General features: G+C 34.4%; 22 protein-coding genes, 1 pseudogene and 1 riboswitch. Of the genes and pseudogenes, 13 read left to right on the plus strand and 10 right to left on the minus strand.

What is annotated here, in order from left to right; genetic code table 11:
• Nucleotides 1-52: 52 nt before the first annotated feature.
• The 4 genes from ACVWY7_RS16070 to ACVWY7_RS16085 all read right to left on the minus strand — a co-directional run bounded on the left by ACVWY7_RS16070 (nucleotide 53) and on the right by ACVWY7_RS16085 (nucleotide 5,005).
• Entirely contained in the window at nucleotides 53-1,606 is a 1,554-nt protein-coding gene (locus ACVWY7_RS16070) for an ABC-F family ATP-binding cassette domain-containing protein (RefSeq protein WP_000055390.1), read from the minus strand.
• A gap of 195 nt (nucleotides 1,607-1,801) precedes the next feature.
• Entirely contained in the window at nucleotides 1,802-2,623 is an 822-nt protein-coding gene (locus tag ACVWY7_RS16075) for a glycosyltransferase family 2 protein (RefSeq protein WP_000672695.1), read from the minus strand.
• Between the two features lie 28 nt (nucleotides 2,624-2,651).
• Nucleotides 2,652-4,106 carry an oligosaccharide flippase family protein gene (locus ACVWY7_RS16080; RefSeq protein WP_001172399.1) on the minus strand — a complete coding sequence of 485 codons (1,455 nt, stop codon included), beginning with the start codon at nucleotides 4,104-4,106 and terminating at the stop codon, nucleotides 2,652-2,654.
• Nucleotides 4,107-4,492: 386 nt separating this feature from the next.
• Nucleotides 4,493-5,005 (minus strand): acyl-CoA thioesterase, encoded by a 513-nt coding sequence (locus tag ACVWY7_RS16085; protein ID WP_000412133.1) that lies wholly within the window; start codon nucleotides 5,003-5,005, stop codon nucleotides 4,493-4,495.
• Between the two features lie 312 nt (nucleotides 5,006-5,317).
• On the opposite strand from ACVWY7_RS16085, the gene ACVWY7_RS16090 reads away from it, so the two are divergent.
• The gene (locus ACVWY7_RS16090; RefSeq protein WP_001015660.1) at nucleotides 5,318-6,631 is read left to right on the plus strand and encodes an ArnT family glycosyltransferase; all 1,314 of its coding nucleotides are present in this window, start codon (nucleotides 5,318-5,320) and stop codon (nucleotides 6,629-6,631) included.
• Nucleotides 6,632-6,717: 86 nt separating this feature from the next.
• Here the strand turns inward: ACVWY7_RS16090 and ACVWY7_RS16095 are convergent, their stop codons facing one another.
• From ACVWY7_RS16095 to ACVWY7_RS16105, 3 genes and pseudogenes are all read right to left on the minus strand, one after another.
• The gene (locus ACVWY7_RS16095) at nucleotides 6,718-7,458 is read right to left on the minus strand and encodes a methyl-accepting chemotaxis protein (RefSeq protein ID WP_369825457.1); all 741 of its coding nucleotides are present in this window, start codon (nucleotides 7,456-7,458) and stop codon (nucleotides 6,718-6,720) included.
• 63 nt (nucleotides 7,459-7,521) lie between these two features.
• A pseudogene (locus tag ACVWY7_RS16100) lies at nucleotides 7,522-8,019 on the minus strand (protoglobin family protein); the annotation flags it as partial.
• A 130-nt stretch (nucleotides 8,020-8,149) separates the two neighbouring features.
• On the minus strand, nucleotides 8,150-8,782 hold the full coding sequence (locus ACVWY7_RS16105; RefSeq protein WP_000924375.1) for a trimeric intracellular cation channel family protein: 633 nt from the start codon (nucleotides 8,780-8,782) through the stop codon (nucleotides 8,150-8,152).
• A gap of 271 nt (nucleotides 8,783-9,053) precedes the next feature.
• Between ACVWY7_RS16105 and ACVWY7_RS16110 the strand changes: the two genes are divergently transcribed.
• The 8 genes from ACVWY7_RS16110 to ACVWY7_RS16145 all read left to right on the plus strand — a co-directional run bounded on the left by ACVWY7_RS16110 (nucleotide 9,054) and on the right by ACVWY7_RS16145 (nucleotide 18,449).
• Complete coding sequence (locus ACVWY7_RS16110; RefSeq protein WP_000947782.1) at nucleotides 9,054-10,454, plus strand: O-antigen ligase family protein; 1,401 nt, start codon at nucleotides 9,054-9,056, stop codon at nucleotides 10,452-10,454.
• A 78-nt stretch (nucleotides 10,455-10,532) separates the two neighbouring features.
• On the plus strand, nucleotides 10,533-11,633 hold the full coding sequence (locus ACVWY7_RS16115) for a glycosyltransferase family 4 protein (RefSeq protein ID WP_105989408.1): 1,101 nt from the start codon (nucleotides 10,533-10,535) through the stop codon (nucleotides 11,631-11,633).
• Between the two features lie 15 nt (nucleotides 11,634-11,648).
• Nucleotides 11,649-12,389: a WecB/TagA/CpsF family glycosyltransferase gene (locus tag ACVWY7_RS16120; RefSeq protein WP_001197426.1), complete on the plus strand. Its 741-nt coding sequence runs from the start codon at nucleotides 11,649-11,651 to the stop codon at nucleotides 12,387-12,389.
• A gap of 270 nt (nucleotides 12,390-12,659) precedes the next feature.
• Nucleotides 12,660-13,859 (plus strand): MFS transporter, encoded by a 1,200-nt coding sequence (locus ACVWY7_RS16125; RefSeq protein WP_001994944.1) that lies wholly within the window; start codon nucleotides 12,660-12,662, stop codon nucleotides 13,857-13,859.
• A gap of 278 nt (nucleotides 13,860-14,137) precedes the next feature.
• Complete coding sequence (locus ACVWY7_RS16130; RefSeq protein WP_000698265.1) at nucleotides 14,138-14,854, plus strand: LytR/AlgR family response regulator transcription factor; 717 nt, start codon at nucleotides 14,138-14,140, stop codon at nucleotides 14,852-14,854.
• Nucleotides 14,855-14,975: 121 nt separating this feature from the next.
• Nucleotides 14,976-17,051, plus strand: a complete 2,076-nt coding sequence (gene cstA, locus ACVWY7_RS16135; RefSeq protein ID WP_001259563.1) for a carbon starvation protein CstA — start codon at nucleotides 14,976-14,978, stop codon at nucleotides 17,049-17,051.
• Nucleotides 17,044-17,247, plus strand: coding sequence for a YbdD/YjiX family protein (locus ACVWY7_RS16140; RefSeq protein ID WP_000919824.1), 204 nt, complete (start codon nucleotides 17,044-17,046; stop codon nucleotides 17,245-17,247). The genes cstA and ACVWY7_RS16140 overlap by 8 nt, the downstream gene beginning before the upstream one ends.
• A 146-nt stretch (nucleotides 17,248-17,393) precedes the next feature.
• Nucleotides 17,394-18,449, plus strand: coding sequence for a GGDEF domain-containing protein (locus ACVWY7_RS16145; protein ID WP_000942879.1), 1,056 nt, complete (start codon nucleotides 17,394-17,396; stop codon nucleotides 18,447-18,449).
• Nucleotides 18,450-18,527: 78 nt separating this feature from the next.
• Here ACVWY7_RS16145 and pdxK read toward each other — a convergent pair whose 3' ends face one another.
• A complete protein-coding gene (gene pdxK / locus ACVWY7_RS16150; protein WP_000174250.1) occupies nucleotides 18,528-19,352 on the minus strand; it encodes a pyridoxine/pyridoxal/pyridoxamine kinase in 825 nt (274 codons plus the stop codon).
• A 135-nt stretch (nucleotides 19,353-19,487) separates the two neighbouring features.
• Between pdxK and ACVWY7_RS16155 the strand changes: the two genes are divergently transcribed.
• The 3 genes from ACVWY7_RS16155 (at nucleotide 19,488) to ACVWY7_RS16165 (ending at nucleotide 22,545) form a co-directional block, all read left to right on the plus strand.
• On the plus strand, nucleotides 19,488-21,059 hold the full coding sequence (locus ACVWY7_RS16155) for a GAF domain-containing sensor histidine kinase (protein WP_105989407.1): 1,572 nt from the start codon (nucleotides 19,488-19,490) through the stop codon (nucleotides 21,057-21,059).
• 20 nt (nucleotides 21,060-21,079) lie between these two features.
• Entirely contained in the window at nucleotides 21,080-21,727 is a 648-nt protein-coding gene (locus tag ACVWY7_RS16160) for a response regulator (RefSeq protein WP_000695788.1), read from the plus strand.
• A gap of 191 nt (nucleotides 21,728-21,918) precedes the next feature.
• Nucleotides 21,919-22,545, plus strand: a complete 627-nt coding sequence (locus ACVWY7_RS16165; RefSeq protein ID WP_000170049.1) for an FMN-dependent NADH-azoreductase — start codon at nucleotides 21,919-21,921, stop codon at nucleotides 22,543-22,545.
• Nucleotides 22,546-22,604: 59 nt separating this feature from the next.
• On the opposite strand, the gene ACVWY7_RS16170 is transcribed toward ACVWY7_RS16165, so the two are convergent.
• Nucleotides 22,605-23,276 carry a transcriptional regulator YeiL gene (locus ACVWY7_RS16170; protein WP_000868713.1) on the minus strand — a complete coding sequence of 224 codons (672 nt, stop codon included), beginning with the start codon at nucleotides 23,274-23,276 and terminating at the stop codon, nucleotides 22,605-22,607.
• Nucleotides 23,277-23,382: 106 nt separating this feature from the next.
• Here ACVWY7_RS16170 and ACVWY7_RS16175 point away from each other — a divergent pair, with 106 nt between their 5' ends.
• The gene (locus tag ACVWY7_RS16175) at nucleotides 23,383-24,078 is read left to right on the plus strand and encodes a YjjG family noncanonical pyrimidine nucleotidase (protein WP_073524515.1); all 696 of its coding nucleotides are present in this window, start codon (nucleotides 23,383-23,385) and stop codon (nucleotides 24,076-24,078) included.
• A gap of 42 nt (nucleotides 24,079-24,120) precedes the next feature.
• Here ACVWY7_RS16175 and ACVWY7_RS16180 read toward each other — a convergent pair whose 3' ends face one another.
• Nucleotides 24,121-25,350: a chloride channel protein gene (locus ACVWY7_RS16180; RefSeq protein WP_073524513.1), complete on the minus strand. Its 1,230-nt coding sequence runs from the start codon at nucleotides 25,348-25,350 to the stop codon at nucleotides 24,121-24,123.
• Between the two features lie 320 nt (nucleotides 25,351-25,670).
• Nucleotides 25,671-25,776, plus strand: a riboswitch (SAM riboswitch).
• Nucleotides 25,777-25,785 lie beyond the last annotated feature (9 nt).

Raw genomic sequence — 25,785 nt, forward strand, 5'->3', positions numbered from 1 at the left:
ATGAAATCCCTTTACACATTAAATATCAGTGTAAAGGGATGTTTTTAGGGGATTAAGAATTTTCTTGGGCCCATTTCTCTACATCCCAAGTTTTTGTTACCCAATCTTCATAAAAATCAGGTTCGTGGCATACAAGAAGAATTGTTCCTTTGTATGCTTTCATCGCCTTTTTCAGCTCTTCTTTTGCTGTAACATCAAGGTGGTTTGTTGGCTCATCAAAGAGTAACCAGTTACTTTCTTCACCCATTAGTTTACATAAACGAACTTTTGCTTGTTCGCCACCACTTAATTGGTTCAGTGGACGAGAGATATGTTCATTCTTTAAACCGCATTTTGCTAACATTGCACGGATTTGATGTTGGTCTAAGCTAGGGAATGTATTCCAAACATCATCAATTGGTGTTATATTATCAGCTTTTACTTCCTGCTCGAAGTATGATGGATTTAAGAAGTCACCAAGACTTGTCTTTCCGCTTAATGGTTTAATCTTACCTAAAATTGTTTTTAGCAGTGTTGATTTACCGACACCGTTACATCCAACAATTGCAATTTTTTCACCACGTTCAATTGTCATTGTTAATTTCGGTAATAACGGATGTGTATATCCGATCTCCACATTTTCCCCTTCGAAGACAAATCGACTACTTGCACGACTTTCTTTAAAGGAGAACTCAGGCTTAATAGCTGTTTCAGGACGATCAATACGCTCCATACGATCAAGTTGTTTTTGACGGCTCTTTGCACGGCCAGTCGTTGAGTAACGAGCTTTATTTTTGGCGATAAAGTCTTCTTGCTTTTTAATAAATTCTCTCTGCTTTTCATAGGCGTTGATATGTTGATTTTTATTGATTTCTGCTAGTTCTAAGAATTTTTCATATGTTGCTGTATAACGCGTCATTTTTGTGAATTCTAGATGGAAAATAACATCAACACATTTATTCATAAATTCCGTATCATGGGAAATCAATAGGAATGCATGTGGGTACTCTTTTAAATAATTTGTTAACCAATGAATATGTTCAACGTCTAAATAGTTGGTAGGCTCATCTAATAGTAGTACTTCTGGTTGCTCAAGTAGTAACTTTGCAAGTAACACTTTTGTACGTTGTCCACCACTTAATGCCGCAACATCACGATCTAGCCCAATTGCGTCAATTCCAAGACCACGTGCCGCTTCTTCAATTTTAATATCTAATAAATAGAAGCCACCTGCTTCAAGAGCATCTTGAATTTCTGCCATTTGCTCAAGAAGTTCCTCCAATTCTTCTGGTGTAGCAGTTCCCATTTTCTCTGTAACTTCATTTAAAGCTTTTTCTTTTTCAAATAAAGGTAAAAATGCATCTGCTAATACATCACGAATCGTGCGACCAGGTGTTAAAATAGTATGCTGGTCTAAGTAACCGTAATTCGTACCAGGTGTCCATTCAACGCGACCTTCGTCATGGATAAGCTGACCAGTAATTATATTCATAAATGTTGATTTACCAACACCGTTTGCTCCAACTAATCCAACGTGTTCTCCTGCAAGTAAGCGCATGGATACATCTTTAAATAATGTACGATCACCAAATGTATGGCCTAATTTTTCAACAGTTAATAAGCTCATAATGTCCTCCGTTCATTTCTAAATAGTGTCTTGAATCATGATACTAAATTCTTGGGTAGAATGCTATCATTTCCAAAATATATAATGTAATTGAATAGTAGGGTATACGATGACAAAAGGATGACGGATTGCTGTGATGTGAGAGAAATAAAAATAAGGTATAACCATTTTATATAAGTGGTTACACCTTATTTTTTATTTTAAATATCCACGAACAATTCCGCGTAAGCGATTTGCATGGAATTTGCGTTTATCATTAGAAATATTTTGTGTCATACGGAATGTTGCAGCAGCGACAGCACGCAAGAAGTAAGGGAATCCATAGTGTAAGCGAATAACTCTACCAAAACCACCAGCATAAGAAATGGCACGTTTTAATGATTGTTCATTAATAATTTCCTCTTTTACAGGATGGTATACGAACAGATCTTTTCTAAATAGACCAGTATAATTTTGTTTCATACCGCGTAACACAAAGTCAGTTTCTTCACCGGCTCCATAAATCGTTCCAGAACCAACACCTAAATCTTCATCAAATGTACCTACATCTTGTACAAATTGCTTTGTGAAGAATAGGGTGAAAGAAGGCCCCATGAACCCATACTTATTATTTAAAATAATGTCTGTATTCGGTGCGTGTATTAAAGAACCAGTTCCTTCAACATTTGTCGTGTTTGTTGAGATGAAATGCACATCTTTATTAGAGTTGAAAGTTTCTAATATACTCTCTAAAACATTCTTTTCATAAATACAATCATCATCTGGAAAAGCGATAAAATCGCCATCTGCTACTTTTAAGCCCGCATTGCGAGCTCTTGATAGTCCTTTAATAGGTGTATAAATGTAATTAATAGAAAATTTATCTTTATATTCATCAAATAAATCAGAGATTGGCGTATCATTTTGATCTACTACGATAAGTTCAAAGTTTTTGTAAGTTTGTTGTTCAAGTGATTTTAGTAAGTCAAGAATATCATCACGTCTGCCACAAGTAGCCATGATTAAAGAAAATTTCAAGTTTAACAGCTCCTTTTAGAGATTGCGTTTAAGCCTTTTTGAATCGTGCTAGTATCTTTTCAAGTAGCGAAAAGAGAATTTCATCCTTTGTTATAAAGAGGATAAGAGCATACGTTAATCCACACGTTATTATTACTAGGATGACTTGTAGTATTTGTCCAGATACGATCATATCAATAACGAATGCTATCGGTATAAATGTTAGAGAATAAAATAGATATTTAAGTTTTTGTATATCGAATAACGTATAATTCACTTTTAGTTTCTTTTTCACATAAATATATTCAAATGTAATTAAGAAGCAATTCGCAATTGTTGTTGTGAAAATCGCTGTTGTTGGTGTAAGTACATGGAAGAATATGAGTGCAATATTAGATGCTAAGTTGATAAATCCGCAAATGAATAAAAACCGCACTAAAATGCTTTCTTTCTTTTTCACATAAATAATTTGATTCGATAAAATGGACTCAATACCAACCGTAATCATATAGAAGGCGAAAACAATTAATGTATTACCAGCTGCAGCAAATTGTTGTCCACCATAAATAACAACAGCTCCATGAGCAATAAGCATTAAACCAATTGCAGCAGGGAATAGGGTAATGAAATATACTTTTGAAATTTTATTTAGTAAAGATTCATATTCCATTTCAGATGCATTTCCTGATAAGTAAGACAGCCTTGGAACGGTTACTTGTACAACACTTAACATAAGTGTGTTAATAATCATCATAATTTGAAAAGCCATTACGTAATATGCAACTTCTTCTTTTCCAACATATACTCCTAGAACAAGACGATCTAATTGAGTATATAAAATATTAGCATTTGAAAAAATCAATACTAATAGTAACGGTTTTAAATGAGGAATAATCGTTAAGTCGGAAAAATCAAATTTCACTTGGCGTTTCACATATACAAAGCTAATAGAGTGGTTTAAAAATGTTGATAATACTAATAAACCAGCATATGTTTTATAATCGTCAACCCCATGAATGAAAGAGAAAAGAAGTACGACATAGATTAATCGAACGATAACTGTTTTTTTAGTGATGAAGTCATAATTTTCATATGCTTCATTAAACCATTCCACATAAAACATGTTAGATATAAAATTAAAACCGAAAATAAGAAGAACAGGAAATAGACTTTCATGTCCATATCCAATATAGCTAAAGAGCATAAAGGATGATAAAGCTAAAATACTAGTTGTGAAGTTAATTACATAGAGACTTGTAAATAGCTTAGAAACTTTCTTCTTATCGTTTTTAATTAAGCTAATTTCACGTAAACCATATTGATATACACCAAATACGGCGAATACGAAGAAGTAATTGAAAAAAGTTTCAGCAACATTAACGGTTCCGATTGAAGTTGCTCCTAACGTTCGATATGCGTAAGGACCAACTAAAATTGGAAGGATAATATTAAACGTATTGAGCAGTATTTTATAAAAAATATTTGAAGCAATTGATTTCTGCATAATTTCACCTTTCCATTAAAATAATCCAATTTAATTAAAATGCTTGCTATGTCATAGTAAGGTTTTTAACTACAGTTAATTCTTTCAATATAATGAAGTGTAAGGTGTTTCCTACACGATTTACAAATCCTTAAATTGTTTTGTTGACCACCCGTATAAGTGTACCCTACATAAACTTTGTAAAGCAACTGTTGATGGCATAGAACCGTGTTATAAATAAGATTTTATTCATTAGAAAAAGTGAATAGCGAGCGGGTATGTATAAAAATATTACATAGTATGTGTGAAAAGGAGGAATGGTTGTATGAAGGCGGGAAATTGTTTATAAAAAATGAGCGAATACATGATTGTTATTCGCTCGGAAGATTTCTTAACGGTGAAGGTTTCTACATACTCCAAGGTTTACTTAAAGTTAGAACTTCAGCCATTTCTTTGCTTTTTACACGCCCTTTTTTTCTACTTTCTGCACGCTCAGCACCAGTTGTGTGTAGCCAATGTTCTTCTTCCGTTTCAGGCAGTACTTGTGGAACAGAAGAAGGTTTTCCATCTTTTAATGCAACGAATGTAATGAAACATGTTGCAGCTATTCTACGTTCTCCTGCTAATAAATTCTCTGCAATTACTTTTACGAACACTTCCATTGAAGATTTTCCTGTATAACATACGAATGCCTCGTAACAAACAGAATCTGCTTGGTGAATTGGAGTTAAAAAATCAACAGAATCGATAGATGCTGTTACGCAATGTTTACGACTATGCCTTGCAGCTGCAATTGAAGCGATACTATCAATTTCTGCCAATAATTTCCCGCCGAAAAGTGTTTGATGATTATTTAAATCATTTGGAAAAACACGTGTTGTTTTAATTGCTTTAGATTCTCGCATGAATTTCTTTTCCATATGGTCAGCCCCTATTTTCTGTTTTCAATCAGAATGACATGTATTGTAAGTGGAGTACAAAAATATTAAAAATCTATAGATATTTAATGAAGTAAAGAATTCCTGAAGAGGATTAGTAAAACTTCTGTATTTGTATTCATGTAACTGAAAGAAAATTTATCATATATAAAATGTAGTGTAAAAGAGTAGTCGCTTACATTGCAAGTGAAAAAGTTATGACCCTGTATTTGTCATAGAAATTCCCTATCAGCTGTGTACCTATTCGTGATAGAATCGTTTTGTTATGAATGGAAATAGAGGTGCAATGGACATATGAATCATATACAAACAAATTTTTCGTCTTTTTTCAGTAAAATAATGATCGGTGCGATGCTCGCATTTTTTGTTTATAGTTGTTGGTCTGCGTTCGAAACAAGTAAACAGTTTTTTGGAGGCAGTACAACAAGTGTAACAATTGTATTGATTATTTTTGTTATTCTCATGCTGTTAGTAGCATCGATTTTACAGTATCGTTTTACAGATAAACAATTTCTTATTTTTCTTATTGGTACATCTATAGTCGTGAGACTGAGTATGGTTTTATTTGTAGATGTTCCGGTAATCGATGATATGAAAGCTATGTTTGAGTCTGCAAAGCAGATTGCAATTGGTAATAGCGTAGAGAATGTTGCGCACTTACCTTTTATTATTTATGAATCAATTATTATTCGTGTATTTGGCGATACGGTATTCGCATTGCAGCTATTTAATATTTTATTTTGCACAGGGACTGCATTTTTCATTTATCGTATTGCAGCAATGGTTTTTGGAGAAGAATGCGGCCGTGTTGCTTCTGTATTTTACGCTTTATATATTCCAAATATATTTACGAGTGCTTTATTAACATCAGAATCGCTTGCAATATTTTTATTTTATTTAGCTTGTTACATACTTTTATATAAAGGTTTAGATCATCCTTATATGTGGGTGCTTTCAGCAATTTTATTTGCATGTAGTAATATGATTTCCCCAATGGGGTTATTTCTTCCTATTTTTATTGCTGTATATGTGTTGTTAATTGAACTCTTTCAATCAGCAATGAAGCAAAAAGTATTATTAAAGATGATAGGGATACTTATTCTATTTTATAGTACCCATTTTGGTGTGAGTTATGGAATTCAGACAATGGGAATGTCACAATATACGATTTCGAATGAGACGTATGTTCAATCTGTTTTAATTGGAAAAGGTAAAAATGAGGAGAAAGTAACAAAGAATCGAAGCGTAACAGAGCATATTGATCAAAAGCAAAAAGAGATTGAAGAAGAAAGATTTAAACTTTTAAAACCAGTAATTAATCAATTCTCAGATGAAGGAATACATTCTATTCTATTTAAATGTGAAAAACTTATATATATAGCGCTAACATTGTTTATGTCTATCGCTTTATTACACTTTCTTATTAAGAAACAACAAAACGAAGGGTATATGTTATTCTTATTGTTAATTAGTGGGTACGTATTGTTAAGACTCTTACAAGTAGATATGACCTATTACAATCTTATTGTGCCAGCATTGTTTATTTTGCAAAGCTTTGGTGTTTATATGAGTTATATGTACTGTCAAAAAATATTCTTTAGAAAATAAAAAGAATCCAATTTGGATTCTTTTTTTGATAGAAGATGAAGACTAAGGGTCAGTAGATATAAAGAATCTCTACTGATATAACCGCTTTATCGGTTCAGCTCCAGTTGTAAACTATCAGCTGTTAGAGCCATTTTTGAGGAATCATCTTGAATTCCTTTCATTACTTGTGAAATGGTTTCTAACTCATTTTCAATTTTTTTATTCTGTTCTTTTGAGTTAGACATGTCTTTTACAATTTCTTGGAAGTATTGATCTGTTGCAGACATACTATCTGTTCCTTCAGATACGAGGGAGCTAATTTGTTTCACTGAAGAAGAGACACGAATAATTTGTTCATTTGTTTTTTCAACGAGCTTTGTAACGTTGAATATAGATTCTTTCGTCTGCTCCGATAACTTTCGAATTTCTCCAGCTACAACGGAGAAGCCTTTACCAAATTCCCCAGCACGTGCAGATTCAATAGCAGCATTTAGTGCGAGTAGATTTGTTTGCTCTGCAATTGATTTTACAATATCTATAATTTCATTAATTTTGTTAGAAATATCGAGAAGTTCATGAGTATCAGTAATAATCGTTTCCATGTTTGCTTGAATGTATTCCATTCGTTTATTTTGCTGATTTAATTGTTCTTTACCTTTATTTGCTTTTTCTTCCGATGTTGTAGCTAATGATGTACCTGTTTTGGCAATTTCTACAATAGTTTCAGATTTAGCGGTTAATTGTTGAATAGAAGCGCTCGTTTTTTCAGATACAGATGCTAGTTCTGTTGCAATATGCGTAATGGTCATAGATGTTATTTCTTTTTCTTTTTCAAGTTCTTTTTGCATTCTTTCATATTCAGATTCATAGGCCGCAATAACAAGTTCTTGTTCAAGTGTAAATAATTTATTTATTACGTTTATAGAGTAAGAAAAATCATCAATTGTTGTAATTTTCGTTTTTAAAATCTTCATGATAGAGCGGAATAATTCTTGATAAGCAGCTGTATACCATTTTCTATGTAACCCAATTTGTACATGTCTTTTTGCAATTTTAACACGTTGCTCAATGAAATCTTCATGCATATCTCCGCTGAATAATTCTTTTATATGTGTTTTTAAAGTTTGCTTTAGCTTTGGAATAGAGCTATAACGTTCAATAATGGTAATTAAATTAGGCTGTTTTGTAATATTGGCATAGAATTTTTCTGTAATCCAATCAATTTCTTCATAAATAAAGGGCTGTAATACCTTTACGATTTGTAAATCTTCTTTTGAAATATGTAGCATATCCATTTGCACTTTTAGTTCAGAATTAGTAGGCACATTAAAAGTGATTTGTTGATCCTTACTTAATTCAAGTATACTGGCGTTTGTTTTATTTGTATGTTTTTTAAAAACCCCAAGCATCGTTCTTCCCCCTGTATGTGAAGCGTTTTCATTTTTTGTTTCTAATATAATTATATATTTTTATATACAATTACTCTACATTAGTGTGTAGAATAGTATATAAATTAAGAGAATTCTATGTAGAATTCTCTTAATGGCCTTTATTAATTTTAGCATGTGTTTTAAAGAAAACTGGGAAATGTACATTATATATTACAGTGACAACACGAATAATGAATGTTACTAATAAACAAACATAGAAAGCTAATATGTGTGCCCCCATTGCATATGTGATTAGGAAACTAATTGCTCCTAAAATAGAAGCGATTGCGTAAATCTCTTTTCGGAAGACGTAGGGGATATCTTGAGCGCAAATGTCACGCAAAATACCGCCTCCAATACCTGTAATGACTCCCATTGAAACGACTAGAAATGAGGCGTCAACATGATGTGACATTGCCGCATTTGCACCGATAGCTGTAAAAACACCTAAGCCAACAGCATCAGAGAGCATAATAACGACTTGAAGTTTATTGATACGCTCAAAAAACATACAAGTAAATAGTGCTGATAATACGCTTACGAAAAAGTAAATAGGTTTAACAAATGCGACAGGAGGCAAGTTACCGATCATAATATCACGAATAATACCGCCGCCGAGCGCAGTAGCTACAGCTAAACAAAGGACACCGAATAAATCTAAATCTTTTTTTAAACCAACTAATGTACCGGAAATAGCAGCGGCGATAATGCCAAGAAACGTAAATATGTCGATTAATAACATTGCTGTAATCCCTTCCTCCTAAAGATGTTCCAGAGAAAAAATATACACTAAAGTTATGTAAATAACAATGCATTTTCGTTACATGTAGAAAAAAAGAAAAAATGAGGAAAGAAAGCGCTTGAAAATACAAATAATCTTTTTTTGAAAGGTAAGGTTGGGGTAGAAATGTGAGACGTTTAATTAAAAAATATATGTTATAATAAATATTTGAGATGAGAAAAAAATATTAACTGTATAGATTGAAATTAGGTAATAGTTATGGAGGTTCTAGATGTTAAGCGAAAATAGTAAAAGTAATAAATTTGAAAATTTTCTACTAATCTTTATTTTGTTGCAACCGATTTTAGATTTACTTACAGCGTTCTGTATCATGGTTTTAAAAATTGATACGACCATTGGAGTTATTACACGCTTATTCGTTATGTTCCTAGGCGGAATATATATTTTAATTCAAACGAAGAAACAAGGAAATATAAAATATATATTGTATATAATCTTAGTAGGAATAGTCTTTACTATCGGATTGGTAAATAATAAGCTTACAAAAGATCCTATGGTACTTACAGAAGAAATGAAGTTTATAGCAAAAGCTTTATATCCGTTTGTTATGCTTACTTGTTATGTGTTTGTGTTTAAGTCTTTAAAAGAAAAAAGTCATTCGAAAATGCGTAACTACATTACGTATGCATCGCTAATTATAGGAGTAGTAATGGTAGCTTCAATTACTACTGGCACAGATTATAATAGTTACGAATGGGTAAAGTTAGGATCACGCGGTTGGTTTTATGCAGGTAACGAGCTAGGATCTATTTTAGCTATCATGTGTCCAATTGTTATTTTGTACTCAATCGAAAAAACAAAAAGTATAGGTAAAGCATATTATTGGATTCCTTCAATTTTAGTTGTTTATTCACTATTTGCAATTGGGACAAAGGTTGGCGTAGGAGCAATTTTTGGATCAATGGCTATCGCAGTTGTTATGTGCTTTATTCAAGCATTTACACAGCGTAAAGATGGAAAGAAACATGCCTATTTATTAAATGGTTTTCTTGCAATGACTGTATTTGTAGGCATATTGGCATATACACCTTTTTCACCATTTATGAAAAATATGGGATTCCATTTCCAATTAATTGAACAAGAACAGAGTGCGAAAAAGGAAGAGAAAAAGAAGGAGGAAGCTAAAGAACACAAACCTCCTGTGACAGAGCAAGAAAAAGAAAAAGAGAAAGAAAAAGAAAAAGTAGCAGAGAAAAAAGAAGAAACGCAAGCTCTTATTTTTAGTGGGCGTCAACTATTTGAACAAATGTATAAAGATTTCTATAATGAAGCCCCAATGTCTCAAAAATTATTAGGAATGGGTTATGCGGGTAACTATAAAGAACAGCCGAAATTAATTGAACGTGATTTCCACGATTGGTTCTATTCTTTCGGAATCATAGGGTTCATTTTACTTGTAATTCCATTCTTATACTTTGGTATTAAATTTATTGCATGTATATTTACTAAATTTAAACAAATATTCACTGTGAAATATGCAATGGTGATTGCGGCGATACTTCTTGGATTAGGTATCTCATTCATGGCTGGTCATATTTTAATTGCACCTGGAGTGAGTTTCTACTTAGTAGTAATCATGGCATATTTAATAGTTGACCTGGAAATTGAATGATAGAAAAATAAAAGCTAGCATATGTTAGCTTTTATTTTGTTATAGTAAATAAAAAGAAAAAAATGGGGGATGTAAGAAATGAAAGTGTTGCATATGAATGCTGGTGCAGAAGAAGGTGGGGGAAAAACACATATTATTTCACTTTTATCTCAATTTTCAAAGGAAGAAGTGGAATTAATGGTATTTGAAGAAGGTGCGATTGCTAGAGAGGCGAGAAACCTTGGTATTCAAGTACATGTTTTTACCCAATCATCTCGGTACGACCTATCAATTCTTTCAAAAATAAAAGCATTTATTAATGAAAATCAATTTGACATTGTGCATACACATGGCGCACGAGCAAATTTCTATCTCTCCCTCTTGAAAAAAGGTATAAAAGCGAAATGGATAATGACTGTCCACAGTGATCCAACTTTGGATTTTATGAAGAGGGGATTAAAAGGATGGGTATTTACGAAGTTAAATTTACGTTCTTTCAGGAAGGTAGATTTATTCTTTGCAATTACGGAGAACTTTAAGAGAAATATAATAAAACTAGGTGTACCAGAAGAGAAGATTTGTACTGTTTATAATGGAATTGAGTATGATAGTAATCCGGCAAAACCTTATGATAAGAGTGAATTTGGCATCGATGAAGGAATATTTACAGCCATTCAAGTAGCACGTCTTCATCCTGTTAAAGGTCATGATATTTTATTTGAAGCATTACAAAAAATTAAAATTCCCAATATAAAGGTACTCTTGCTTGGTGATGGTCCTATAGAAGCAGAATTAAAAGAGATGGTGAAACAAAAGGGTCTAGAGGATAAAGTAATGTTTCTAGGTTTTCGTACAGATTCAAAGGAATTATATGCGTCTGCACACATTAATTTGTTAACCTCTTATAGCGAAAGTTTCCCTCTCGTTTTATTAGAAGCGGCTAATCAACGCTTAACATCTATTGCAACAAATGTAGGTGATATGAAAAAGTTAATAGTTGATGATACGTATGGATGGATTGTACCGATTGGTGATGCAGACTCGTTAGCAAATGCATTAGCAAATGCTTATGAAAAATGGTTGAATGGTGAATTAGAAGCGATGGGAAATCGTTTATATACTCACGCATCTACTCACTTCTCGCTAAAGAATTTGTATGAAGATACTTATAATGCATATAAAACACTTTTACTGAAATAGAGAGGATAGTTAATCATGCAAGTAAAAACGGTTGATATTCTAGGTGTTCCTTTTTCTACAATGACAATGGATGAAACAATCCAATATTTGAAGGGACAACTAGAAGTGGAGCGAACGCATACTTTTCAAGTAGTAACAGCAAATCCTGAAATTGTTATGTGTGCAAAAAAAGATGAAGCATTCTATAAAACATTATTAAATACAGATTTAATTACGCCTGACGGAATTGGGGTTGTAAAAGCAAGTGGTATGCTGGGCACACCTTTAAAGGAACGTGTAGCAGGTTTTGATTTAATGTGTAATTTATTTGCGAAGCTATCAGAAGAGAATAAACCAGTATCTGTTTTCTTACTTGGTGCAAAACCACATGTTGTACAAGCTGCAGCAGATCATTTAACGAAGACGTATTCAGCTGTATCTATTGTGGGTATACAAGATGGATACTTTAAACAAGAAGAAGAAGAGAATATTGTTTCTCGTATTCAAGAGGCAAAACCAGACTTATTGCTTGTTGCACTTGGTTTCCCGAGACAAGAGAACTTCATCCAAACGAATAAGCATCGTTTAGAAACGAAAATGGCTGTTGGAGTAGGCGGAAGTTTAGATGTATGGGCTGGAGAGGTAAAACGTGCACCAAAATGGATTCAAGCGATCCATTTAGAGTGGTTTTATAGATTGTGTAGCAATCCAACGCGTTGGCGTCGTCAGTTAGTATTAGCGGAATTTTTAAAAGAAGTTATGCGTTCGAAAAAGTAGCGAAATATCGCTACTTTTTTATTTGTCCATTTTTGATAAAGTAAGGTTTTGTTCGTTTACCATCAATTGCGAATCCTCACGAAACGGGTGTTTACTGGCAATGGCTTTTTAATCTAACCCCTGGCGTGGATCTTACTGCCCTCCAATAGTCGGATAAGTATTTTACTTTTTGGGAATGATGAAGGAGAATTTTTACACGAAAGTATTTTACTTATACAATTCACACATGTAAAATGATGTGTAAAGACAGCTGTGTAAGGAGGACTTCTTGTGGGCAAGGTGAAAGAAATTTCGAAGCGAAAGCTACTTGGTATAGCGGGGCTTGGATGGTTATTTGATGCAATGGATGTTGGAATGCTTTCATTTGTAATGGTGGCATTGCAAAAAGATTGGGGATTAAGTACGCAAGAAATGGGCTGGATAGGCAGCATTAATTCAATTGGTATGGCAGTTGGAGCGCTCGTTTTTGGAATACTATCAGATAAAATAGGGCGGAAATCAGTCTTTATTATTACATTATTATTATTTTCTATAGGTAGTGGTCTAACGGCTTTAACGACAACACTTGCTATGTTCCTTGTTTTAAGATTTTTAATCGGTATGGGGCTAGGGGGAGAGCTTCCAGTTGCCTCTACATTAGTATCAGAGAGTGTTGAAGCACATGAACGCGGCAAAATAGTTGTGTTATTAGAAAGTTTTTGGGCAGGTGGATGGCTAATTGCGGCTCTTATCTCGTATTTTGTTATACCGAAATATGGTTGGGAAGTTGCGATGATATTAAGTGCGATTCCGGCGCTATATGCTTTATATTTAAGGTGGAATTTACCGGATTCTCCGAGATTCCAAAAGGTTGAAAAAAGGCCATCCGTTATCGAAAATATAAAGTCAGTTTGGTCTGGGGAATACCGTAAGGCAACAATTATGTTATGGATTTTATGGTTTTCTGTTGTCTTTTCCTATTATGGAATGTTCCTTTGGTTACCTAGTGTAATGGTATTAAAAGGATTTAGTTTAATAAAAAGTTTCCAATACGTACTTATTATGACGTTAGCTCAATTGCCGGGTTATTTCACAGCTGCTTGGTTTATTGAACGTCTTGGTCGTAAGTTTGTTTTAGTTACGTATTTAATTGGTACAGCATGCAGTGCTTACTTATTTGGAGTAGCAGAGTCATTAACAGTATTAATCGTAGCAGGCATGTTACTATCCTTCTTTAATTTAGGTGCTTGGGGTGCATTATACGCCTATACACCTGAACAATATCCAACAGTTATTCGTGGTACAGGTGCAGGTATGGCAGCAGCATTTGGTCGTATTGGTGGTATTCTTGGACCGCTATTAGTAGGATATTTAGTTGCTTCACAGGCTTCACTATCACTAATATTTACGATTTTCTGTGGATCAATTTTAATAGGCGTATTTGCTGTAATTATACTTGGGCAAGAAACGAAACAACGAGAATTAGCATAAGGTGAAATTTTAATCGATGAGGATCTATTCCTTCGCGGATTATCGGTTTGTACTATGGCAGTAACACTTGCACTTTATTTCTTCACATTTAGCCAATGTTGAAGTGTGAGTGTTACTGACTCTAAATAGCGGAATAAAAGAGCAAGGGGAACCGTGAAGGTTTCCTTTTTTCTGTTTTTTTAGATAAATAATGGTATAGTAAGAAAAAGGGAATGTTCTTTATAAAAGCGAATGTATACAACAGGACATACGGACAAAAGAATTAGGTGGTTGAAGAAATGAAAATTTTACTGATTATGGAAGAAGCAGAAGAGCGAAGAAGTTTAGCTGAAAAATTTATTGAAAATATAAAGAATGTAGAATGTTTTGAAGCAAGTATGGGAACAGAAGCACTATTTATCATGAAAAAGCATACACCAGATTTTGTTTTTTTAAACTCAAAATTAATGGATGGAACTGGATTTGAATATGTGAATTTATTAAGGGAAGTAAATTGTTATGCAAAATTTATTTTTATGGGTGAAGATATAGAAGAATCCATTACGGCATTTCGTTTTCAAGCATTTTATTATTTACTACGCCCATTTCGCGAAGAAGATTTGCAATTCCTTTTATATAGAATGGGTAAAGAGCAAGGAGAGAAAGCAAAGAGTTATTTGCGAAAACTACCGATAGAAGGTCAAGAAGGAATTCGGTATATTTTTCCGGAAGATATTGTATATGTAAGCAAAAATAAGGAAAACAAAACAGTTTCAATTTATACAACAAATAATCAGTATATTTCAACATATACACTTCAGGAGCTAGAAAATAAGCTAAATGCATATGATTTTTTACGTGTGCATAAAAGTTATTTAATTAATATGTCATATGTACAAGAGTTAAAGCCTTACTATAATGGCACATATAATCTATATTTAGATAAATATGATGAGCAACCGATTCCAGTTAGTCGTAATTATGTGAAACGACTTCGAAATAAAATTGAATTATAGCAGATAATGCAATTTTTTTAACATGATAAACTAAAAATCCTTCATGATAGGGAGGATTCAAGTTAAATATTCAGAAAATTTAGTACAATCCCACTAAGAAATAGTATTGGGGGGATTGTATGTGAGAACATTGAAGTCGATTTTACTTTGGGGAGTTATTGCAGCAGTAGGAGCAGGTGCTTTCGGTGTAATAGCTTTATCACAAGGTGAAACTATTAATGCCGTATGGCTCTTAGTAGCTGCGGTATGTGTGTATGCAGTTGCTTATCGCTTTTATAGTAGATTTATAGCGAGAAAGGTATTCGGTTTAGATAATAATCGGCAAACGCCAGCCCATACATTAAATGATGGGAAAGATTATGTTCCAACAAATAAATGGGTATTATTTGGGCATCATTTTGCAGCAATTGCTGGAGCTGGACCTTTAGTAGGACCGATTTTGGCGGCACAAATGGGATATTTACCAGGGACAATATGGATTATTGTTGGGGTCGTTGTCGCTGGAGCTGTGCAAGATTTTATCATTTTATTTGCTTCGATGAGACGTAATGGTAAATCTCTCGGTGAAATGATTAAAGATGAGATTGGTCCTGTTACAGGACTTATTGCCATGATCGGTATTTTAGGCATTATGATTATTTTATTAGCGGTATTAGCATTAGTAGTAGTAAAGGCGCTTGTCGGAAGTCCTTGGGGAATGTTTACGATAGCAGCAACGATTCCTATCGCTATTTTAATGGGAGTGTATATGCGCTACATTAGGCCCGGACGGGTTGGTGAAGGGTCAGCAATCGGAATTATCCTACTTATACTGTCTCTTATTGGAGGGCAGTATGTAGCGGAGAATCCGGCGCTTGCAAGCATGTTCACGTTTAGCGGAGAAACAATTGCTATTATGCTTATTGTATACGGGTTTATCGCATCGGCATTACCAGTGTGGATGCTTTTAGCACCACGTGATTATTTAAGTACATTTTTAAAAGTCGGAACAATTGTAGGATTAGCAATCGGTATTTTAATTGTAGCACCAGATTTACAAATGCCAGCAGTTTCAAAATTTATTGATGGAACTGGCCCTGTGTTCTCCGGAAACTTATTCCCATTTTTATTTATTACTATTGCTTGTGGTGCAGTGTCTGGATTCCATGCTCTCGTTTCATCAGGCACGACGCCGAAGATGATTGAGCAAGAGGGACACGCACAGCCAATCGGCTATGGAGCAATGTTAATGGAGTCGTTTGTAGCAGCGATGGCAATGATTGCAGCTTGTGTATTAACACCGGGAACGTATTTTGCAATTAATAGTCCCGCAGCACTTATCGGTACAGATGTCTCGCAGGCAGCTCAAGTTATTTCCTCATGGGGATTTGCTATTACACCAAATGAACTAAAAGATCTCGCTGTAAACGTTGGAGAGCAAACGATTTTATCACGTACAGGTGGTGCGCCAACGTTAGCGATAGGTATGGCATATATTTTCTCACAAGTAATAGGTGGAACAGCCATGATGGCATTTTGGTATCATTTTGCGATTCTCTTTGAAGCTCTATTCATTTTAACAACGATTGATGCTGGAACGCGTGTCGGCCGATTTATGATTCAAGATATTTTAGGGCATGTATATAAGCCGTTTGGGAAAACGGATTCCACATTAGCGAATGTAATAGCTACAACGTTATGTGTATTAGGATGGGGCTATTTCTTATATCAAGGAGTAGTGGATCCACTTGGTGGAATTAATACATTATGGCCACTTTTCGGTATTGCAAACCAAATGTTAGCAGGTATTGCATTATTACTTGGAACGACAATTTTGTTCAAAATGGGAAAAAAGGCATATGTTTGGGTGACGCTTATTCCAACTGTCGGGTTGCTTATTGTAACGATGACGGCGGGTTATCAAAAGCTATTTCATGAAAACCCTAAAATAGGATTTCTATCTCACGCAAAGGTGTTTCAAGGAGCGTTAGATGAGGGGAAAGTGTTAGCACCAGCTAAAAATGTTGCTCAAATGAAGCAAATTATTTTCAATGATTATATTGACGCAGCACTGTGTGGGATTTTTATGATAGTTGTAATTGCAGTATTAATTTCTGCGCTTCGAATTTGGATTCAAGTATTAAGAAACAAGCCAATGCCGTTAAAAGAGGCACCATATATTCCTAGAGATGAAAGTGAGTCGAGGAACTATGCTTAAAAGACTACGGCAAGTATGGGGACAAAGGAAACACTTTATTAGTTTACTTGTTGGGGTACCAAGCTATGAAACATATGTAGAGCATATGAAAAAGCATCATCCAGAAGAAGAAGTTGTATGTCAAAAACAATTTTTTGCAGAAGCGCAAGAAGCTAGATTTAATGCAAAGGGTGGAAAAATATCACGCTGTTGTTAATGAGAAGGACGAATTTGCGTCCTTTTTATTTTTTTGCTGTTTCACGTGGAACAGCAAAAAATATATAAAAAGCTTTGGGAATTATAGGCATTTCGTATACAATAAAATAAGGAAAGGGATAGATAGAAAAGTAGGGAGATTATTTTATGTTAAGGGACTTATTTGTAAATACAACAATTATTCTTTCCTTTATTTTTATTGGAGGTCAGCTTTTAAGAGATAAACCGTTAAAAGAAGAGTTCTCCTTTTGGCAGAAATGTGTAGTTGGTATTTTTACTGGAATATTAAGTGTACTGTTGATGTATTTTGGTGTACATATTGAAAATATTATGTTGGATCTACGTTATTTAGCGGTTATTTTGGCAATTATAATCGGAGGTCCGATAGCTAGTAGTATAACAGTTACGATCATTTTAATTACCCGATTATTTTTAACCGAGTACTCTTTAGCCTCTGAATTGGCTTGTTATACTATTGTATTGATAGGTATTGGGGTTACTTTCATTTGGCGGATGAAAGTTTCTATGTTTACAAGGTGGATCTGGTTTAATGTATATAGTTTATTTATTTTAGCGGTGCCACTTTCTATGCTGTTTAAGGATATGTCTATAGTAGCATTATATTTAGTTTGTAGTAGTGTTGCAGCATATATCACATTTATAAGCGCGAATTATGTATTGCAATCCAATGAGTTATTTCAAAAGATGAAGCAATATGCAACGATAGATGCATTGACAGGTTTAGGAAACGTAAGGCAGTTTGATTTAGAAATGAATCATCATATTGGTAATAAGCGCATGAAAAATAATTCACTTTGTTTACTACTTATAGATATTGATCATTTTAAGTCTGTAAACGATACGTACGGGCATCCTGCAGGAGATGAAGTATTAAAACAAATAGGGCGTATTTTACGAGAAGTTTCAACGTTTCCAGATTTGGCTTTTCGAAAGGGTGGAGAGGAGTTCGCGCTTCTTATACCGCAGAAGGGATTAGCTTACGGAATGCGTATGGGGGAACAAGTTCGCGCAGCTGTTGAAAAACATTCATTCCAATTGTTAGATGGAACAAAAATAAAAATTACAGTTTCAGTAGGGATTTCAGTATATGAACAATCACCAGAGCAATTTATTCAAGCTGCTGATGATGCATTATATTACTCCAAAAGAAATGGTAGAAATCAGGTCAGTTCTGCATCTTAAAGGTAAGATGACCAGAAGAGCTTATAAAAAACACCCACAGAGAGGAAATATATGAACTCTGTGGGTGTTTTCGTTTAGTTAGACAAGTTCTTTTGATACGACGAATTTACGATATGCACCGTGATGTGTTGGGCCTACGTATTCGTTAATCTTAAATGAATAACGGATAGCAGCTGTGATAAATTCTTTAGCAGTTTTTACTGCTTCTTTCACAGATTTTCCTTTTGCAAGTTCTGCTGCAATTGCAGCAGAATATGTGCAACCTGCGCCGTGTGTATTTGTCGTATCAATTTTTTCTGATTCTAGAAGGTCGAATGTCTCTCCATCATATAGGACGTCGATTGCAGTTTCCGTACCAAGCTTGCTACCGCCTTTAATTAGGACGTATTTCGCACCTAAAGCGTGGATCTTTTTCGCTGCTTCTTTCATGTCTTCAAGAGAATTAATCTTTACGCCACTTAATTGGTAAGCTTCAAATAAGTTTGGTGTTACAACTAATGCCTTTGGAACAAGAACGTCACGTAAGCAATCATTCGTTTCAGGGTGTAATGCTTCATCAGCACCTTTACATACCATAACAGGGTCAACTACTACATTTTTGAAATTATGTTTTTCGATTGTTTCTGCAACCATTTCAATAATTTCTACCGATCCAAGCATACCCGTTTTTAAAGCATCTACGCCAACGCCCTCAATTGTCGTTTCTAATTGTGGTTTTAATGTAGAAGCTGGGATTGGGAATACGTTATGTGCCCAACCGTTATGTGGATCCATCGTTACGATTGTCGTAAGTGATGTCATTCCGTATACACCAAGTTCTTGGAATGTTTTTAAATCTGCTTGTATACCAGCACCGCCACTTGTGTCAGAACCAGCGATAGTAAGTGCTTTATTTAATGTCATTATGAAAAGCCCCCTCAGGTGATATAATGAAAACTATGTTTTCACCATTATATCAATGTTATGAATAAGTACAAAGTGAAAAGTAGATGATTTATGTTAGGAACTATGTAAAATCTTGTATGTAGGAGACGAATTATGTTTCAAGAGAATCGTACAAATGAATTAGTTATATTAAAAGAAATTGCAGAAACGCTAAATACATCAAATGATACATACCATGTATTGCAAGCAGTGCTAGAAAAATTACTTAGTGTAACAGGTTTAACGACAGGATGGATATTTCTTGCGGATGAAAATGGTAGATATACAAAATTAATTGATTATCAATTACCAGAGGCACTTACATATGAAAATAAACGCCCGATGTGTGAAGGGGAATGCTGGTGTTTACGTGGCTTTGTGGATGGAAAGTTAGAGAGAGCTGTTAATATTATTGAATGTAAAAGAATTAATAATGCAATTGAATATAATTGGGGAGATACAGAAGGGATTCTTCATCATGCTACGGTTCCTTTAAAGGCTGGAGGAGAAAAATTTGGTTTGTTAAATGTGGCAAGCCCAAGTAAAACACATTTTTCAGAAGAAGAATTAGTATTGCTTCAATCAGTTGCTTTCCAAATTGGAACGGCTTTAAAACGAGCAAAGTTATATGAAAATGAAAAGCGAAGAGCGCATTATTATGTGAAATTAGAACGATTCATTCAAGTTTTAAGAACGATTCATCAATTTAATATATTGCCTGAAAAAGTTGTAAATCAATTAGGTGAAGTGTTTCAGTGGAATCAAGTGGCGTTTTTTATTAGGGAAGAGAAAGAATTATCCTTGCGGGCATCTTATTGTCAGGAAGAATTGCACGAGGATATAAAAGAAGCAGCGAAAGAAGCATTAGAAAAAGGTGAACTTATTTTATTAAACGATCAAATCAGTCATAAGGTAGCCTCTAATAGAACGGTTATTGCCACACCAATACAGATTCAAACTCACATATTTGGTGTTTTATGTGTTAATTCAAATCATGGTGAATTTGATGTGAATACGATAGATGTACTTCAAGCAATAACAAATCATATTTCCTTCGTGATAGAAAATTTAAGGTTAAATGAGCAACGACGCGAACTTGTACGAATGGAAGAAAGAAATCGGTTAGCAAGGGACTTACATGATTCCGTCTCACAAAAGCTATTTTCGTTAACCTTTATGACAAAGGGCGCTGAGGCAGTCTTAAAAGGTCAAAATGAAAAGGTGGACCGATCTTTGCATGAGATGCGTGAACTAGCGCAAGGAGCTTTAAAAGAAATGAGGACGTTGATTTGGCAACTACGTCCAGCAGGTTTAGAGAAAGGATTATTACCAGCTTTAAAGCAATATGGTGAAAGTTTGGGGTTGAAAATTCGGGAACAAATTACAGGTGTCCGAGATTTACCGCGCGTAGTAGAGGAAGCGTTATGGAGAATTGGACAAGAAGCTTTAAATAACGTAAGTAAGCATGCGAATGTTAGAGAAGCGACGATTTATTTCAAAGTGACCGAGAAGAATGTATCATTAGAAATAGTCGATCAAGGAAACGGCTTTGTAGAAAAGAATATAAAAGAGAAGAAATCACTTGGCATGATTACGATGCGCGAAAGAGTAGAATTAGTCGGTGGAACAATTAAAATTGTAAGTCATAAAAAAAGAACAAGTGTAAAAGTAAACGTACCATTATGATGTGAAAATGAGGGAAGTTTGTGAAAATAAAAGTATTATTAGTTGATGATCATACAGTCGTTTTAAAAGGATTAGCATTTTTCTTAAGTACACAGGAAGATATAGAGTTAGTGGGAGAAGCAAGTAATGGGAAAGAGGCACTAGTGAAAGTAGGAGAGACAAATCCTGATGTTGTACTAATGGATTTATATATGCCCGAAATGGATGGTGTTGAAGCGACAGCGTGTATTAAAAAAGAATATGCGGATGTGAAAGTAATTGTATTGACTAGCTTTTCTGATCAGGCGCATGTGTTACCGGCATTAAGGGCTGGAGCAAGCGGGTATATTTTAAAAGATGTAGAACCGGATCAGCTTGTTGAAGCTATTCGAAGCGCATATAAAGGTAATATTCAATTACATCCAGATATAGCAAATGCTCTTCTCTCCCAAACGTTACCTGTGGAAGAAAAGGAAGAAGAGCCTTCTATTCAAGTAGATGTGCTAACAGCGAGAGAAAATGAAGTATTGCAGCTATTAGCGAAAGGGATGAGTAATAAAGAAATCGCTTCTGTTTTAGTTATTACAGAAAAAACAGTAAAAGCTCATGTAAGTAGTATTTTGAGTAAGTTGCATTTATCTGATCGCACGCAAGCGGCATTATATGCAGTGAAAAACGGAATTGTATAAGACAAAAGTCGTAAGACCTAGTTCGCCTTTAGAAGGTGGACTTTTTTTATGGAAAAATACGTCTATGTGAGGACGAAATTGTCTCGATATGAAGATAAAATATGTTTTGTAAGCAACAAACAACAATTACAAGGGATACCTTTTTTGAAAGCATATAACGACAGAAGAGCTAGTACTAGGAGGAAAAGATAATGACAAAAGTTTTATTCGTAAAAGCAAACAACCGTCCAGCGGAACAAGCAGTTAGTGTGAAATTATATGAAGCGTTTTTAGCAAGTTACAAAGAAGCGCATCCAAATGATACAGTAGTAGAACTTGATTTATATAAAGAAGAATTACCATACGTAGGCGTAGACATGATTAATGGTACATTCAAAGCAGGTAAAGGATTTGATTTAACAGAAGAAGAAGCAAAAGCAGTAGCAGTTGCTGATAAGTATTTAAATCAATTTTTAGAAGCTGATAAAGTTGTTTTCGGTTTCCCATTATGGAACTTAACGATTCCAGCAGTGTTACACACATATATTGATTATTTAAACCGTGCTGGTAAAACGTTTAAATATACGCCAGAAGGCCCAGTTGGTCTAATTGGAGATAAGAAGATTGCATTATTAAACGCGCGCGGCGGTGTATACTCTGAAGGTCCAGCAGCAGAAGTAGAAATGGCTGTTAAATATGTAGCAAGCATGATGGGCTTCTTCGGCGCAACAAACATGGAAACAGTAGTTATTGAAGGACATAACCAATTCCCAGATAAAGCGGAAGAAATCATTACGGCTGGTCTTGAAGAAGCAGCTAAAGTAGCAAATAAATTCTAATTGAAATTATAATCGTCACTCAAAGAAACAGCATTAACGTTTATGTTAATGCTGTTTCTTTATATTTTTAGCTCATCAGCAAGTTTTTCTAGTTGATTGCGATCTTGTATGTAATAGGTTCTTCCGTCTTTCTTTAAATAATTTTGTTGGCAAAATTGATTTAATACATATAAAAGGTGACGGTAGCTAACATTTAAATATTCCGAAGCCTCGGTATGTTTTTCTGTATAACTGTTATTTTGTTCTGTTAATAGAATAAACGCTGCTAATCGATTTTCGAACGGATAACTATTATTTTTGGCATAACTTTCTGTTCGGGTAATTGTTTTTTCACCGATAAATTTGCATAGTTTCTGTAGAAAAATAGCATCTTGTAATAAAATATGCTGACAATCTTTAAGAGGAAGCGCTAAGCATATACAATCTTCCATTACTTCCACCGTTTTCGTGACGGATTCTACGCCAATTAATCCTAATTCCCCAATGAACGAAGGTGCTTGAATAAAGTTAATTAAGGAGACCTTTCCGTTTTTGTGACTCATATATATTTTTGCTTTCCCGGAAATTAAGTAATAAAGATAAGGAACATCAACCCCTTCATTACATATCTTTTCTCTCTTCTGAAAGGAATGTAGTTCAGCATACGGTAAAATGTCAAAAGAAAAAAGAGTATGGAAGTTGTAAGTTTGTATGTAATGAGAGATTTCTTCGCTATTTTTACTGACTTTCATGTTTTCACCTCATATTTAGTATGAGATATCTCCTATTATTTTTACAAGAAAGAATGCTACGATTTACGTAAATTTGTTTTTGTAGAAAAGAGAGTGTGAGGGGCTTATGAAAAAATATAAAACACTATTATTTGATGTGGATAATACATTGTTAGATTTTCAAAAGGCTGAGAGGATAGCGTTACGTATGCTTTTTGAGGAGAAAGGAATTCCTCTAACTAGTGAGATTGAAGCGCAGTATAAAAAAGTTAATAAAGGTCTTTGGGATGATTTTGAAGAAGGTAAAATAAATCGTGATGAAGTAGTAAATACAAGGTTTTCGGTTTTATTTAAAGAATATGGACAAGAAGTGGATGGGATATTATTTGAAAATAATTATCGCAACTACTTAGAAGAAGGGAATCAACTCATACAAGGTGCATTTGAATTTATAAATCAAATTGAAAGTGAGTATGATTTATATATAGTGACAAACGGTGTTTCGAAGACGCAATATAAACGTTTACGTAATGCAGGGTTACATTCAATGTTTAAAGATATTTTCGTTTCTGAAGATACAGGTTATCAAAAGCCAATGAAAGAGTATTTTGATTATGTTTTTGAAAGAATTCCTAATTTTGCTCCTGAAGAAGGGCTCATTATTGGGGATTCGTTAAGCGCTGATATGAAAGGTGGATATGTAGCGGGAATTGATACTTGTTGGTTTAATCCAGAAAAGAAATCAAATCATAGCGAGATTGTGCCAACATATGAAGTGCAGAATTTTGAGGAGTTATATGCAATATTGAAGCAGCGTGTGTAATAAAAATAGGCAGTAGAACTTTTGTCCCTACTGCCTATTTTTTTAATTTGTAGTTTCGTTATGTTTTGGAAGTGGAAATGCATTTCCGATAGCAGCTGCCCCAAGCATTGGTAATAGTAAATTAAGCGGGAAAAACATAAGCAATAGTAATGTTATAGCTATTGGCTTTCGTAACGCATAGCTTGAAATTGCTGTCGTTACGATGGCAACAGATGCTACCGGGTCTATAGGAAGAATAGATGCTACAGCATATCCGATACTTGACCCAGAAAATATAATTGGGAAGATATGTCCACCTCGCCACCCTGTGTTTAAGCAAACGGCAGTAACGCACAACTTTAAAATCCCTGAAAGAAGTAGTATCCAAAAAGATAAATGGCTCCATTCGACAACTAATTCTTTTAATTGATGTTCCCCTGAAAATAATGTGTAAGGAAGAAAAGTTCCCGCAATTCCTAATAAAATACCACCGATAATTCCGAGTGTCAGTTTGTATTCCCTAAAAGGGTGAATGAATTTCTCTAATGTGAATTCTAACTTGAAATAAAAGAAACCAACTATAGCACCGATACTAGCAAGTGGAAGAAATGCGATCCATTCATTGAAAGAAAGTGCACCTTCCCCGAAATCAACAATAAAGGATCCACGATTATCGAGTTTACTCAGTAGTAAATAAACAGAAAAACCTGCGAAAGTAGTAGCTAAGTATACAATTGCTTTTTTTCCTTTAGAAAAAGCAGCAATTTGTTCCCCCTCATTTTCATTCGGTGCTAAATAACCGAATAATGGTGCGTTAAAAATGACACTTAAAGTAGCGCCAATTCCGATCTCGGTTAGCTCATTCATACCCTTTAAGGCAAAGTTAAAGCGATCCCCTACCCATGTGCACAGTCCACCTATAATTCCAACTAGTGCGGCTTCTGGACCAAGACTAGCTCCAAAAATTAAAACAATAATCGCTGTTAAAGTAGCTCGATGGATAAAGCGATATTCGATTCGACTAGTTTTTTTATATTCAGCCATCACTTCAGGCATAAGGCGTGGGTATGTACCGAAATGTTTTTGTGATAGACCAACAAGGACCCCACCAATTATTGTTACGCAAAGGGTGTAATAAGAGGGAAAAGAGAGAACTTCAGGCAAGTATCCCCAAATAAAGTGGATTCCAATATTTATTGTGACTAAAAATAACCAGACTGTAGCTCCTACTATAGATCCTAGAAGAATGCCATATAGAGCAAGTATGTACTGCATATCTTTTTTATTTGTCATGTTATACCTCCGTTATGTAAATCTTAGTAGGGAAAAAAGTGAAATATACTAGTGGAAAGTGGATTGAATATATATAGTATCTTTTTGAGAAGATGCCCTATTCAACATATAGACTAACTTTTGGGGAATTTGAATTATAGGTTAAATTACTTATTTAATTTTATAGACTGATTTGAGGTTTTTAAAGGTCTTTTTTGAAATAGACTAGAATATATTTCTTTTGTTGCTTTATATGAAACTGTTAACATTTATTTTAGAACATTCAGAAAAACTAATTGACATTAGGAAATTATTGCTATAAAATCAACGGTAATTGCATAGTCTTATCAAGAAAAGGTGGAGGGACAGGCCCGATGAAACCTTGGCAACAGCCGTATAACGGAATTGTGCCAAATCCTGCAGGTAATAAATCCTGAGAGATAAGAAAGAGCCTTT

This window comes from Bacillus sp. TE9106W (assembly GCF_054062215.1).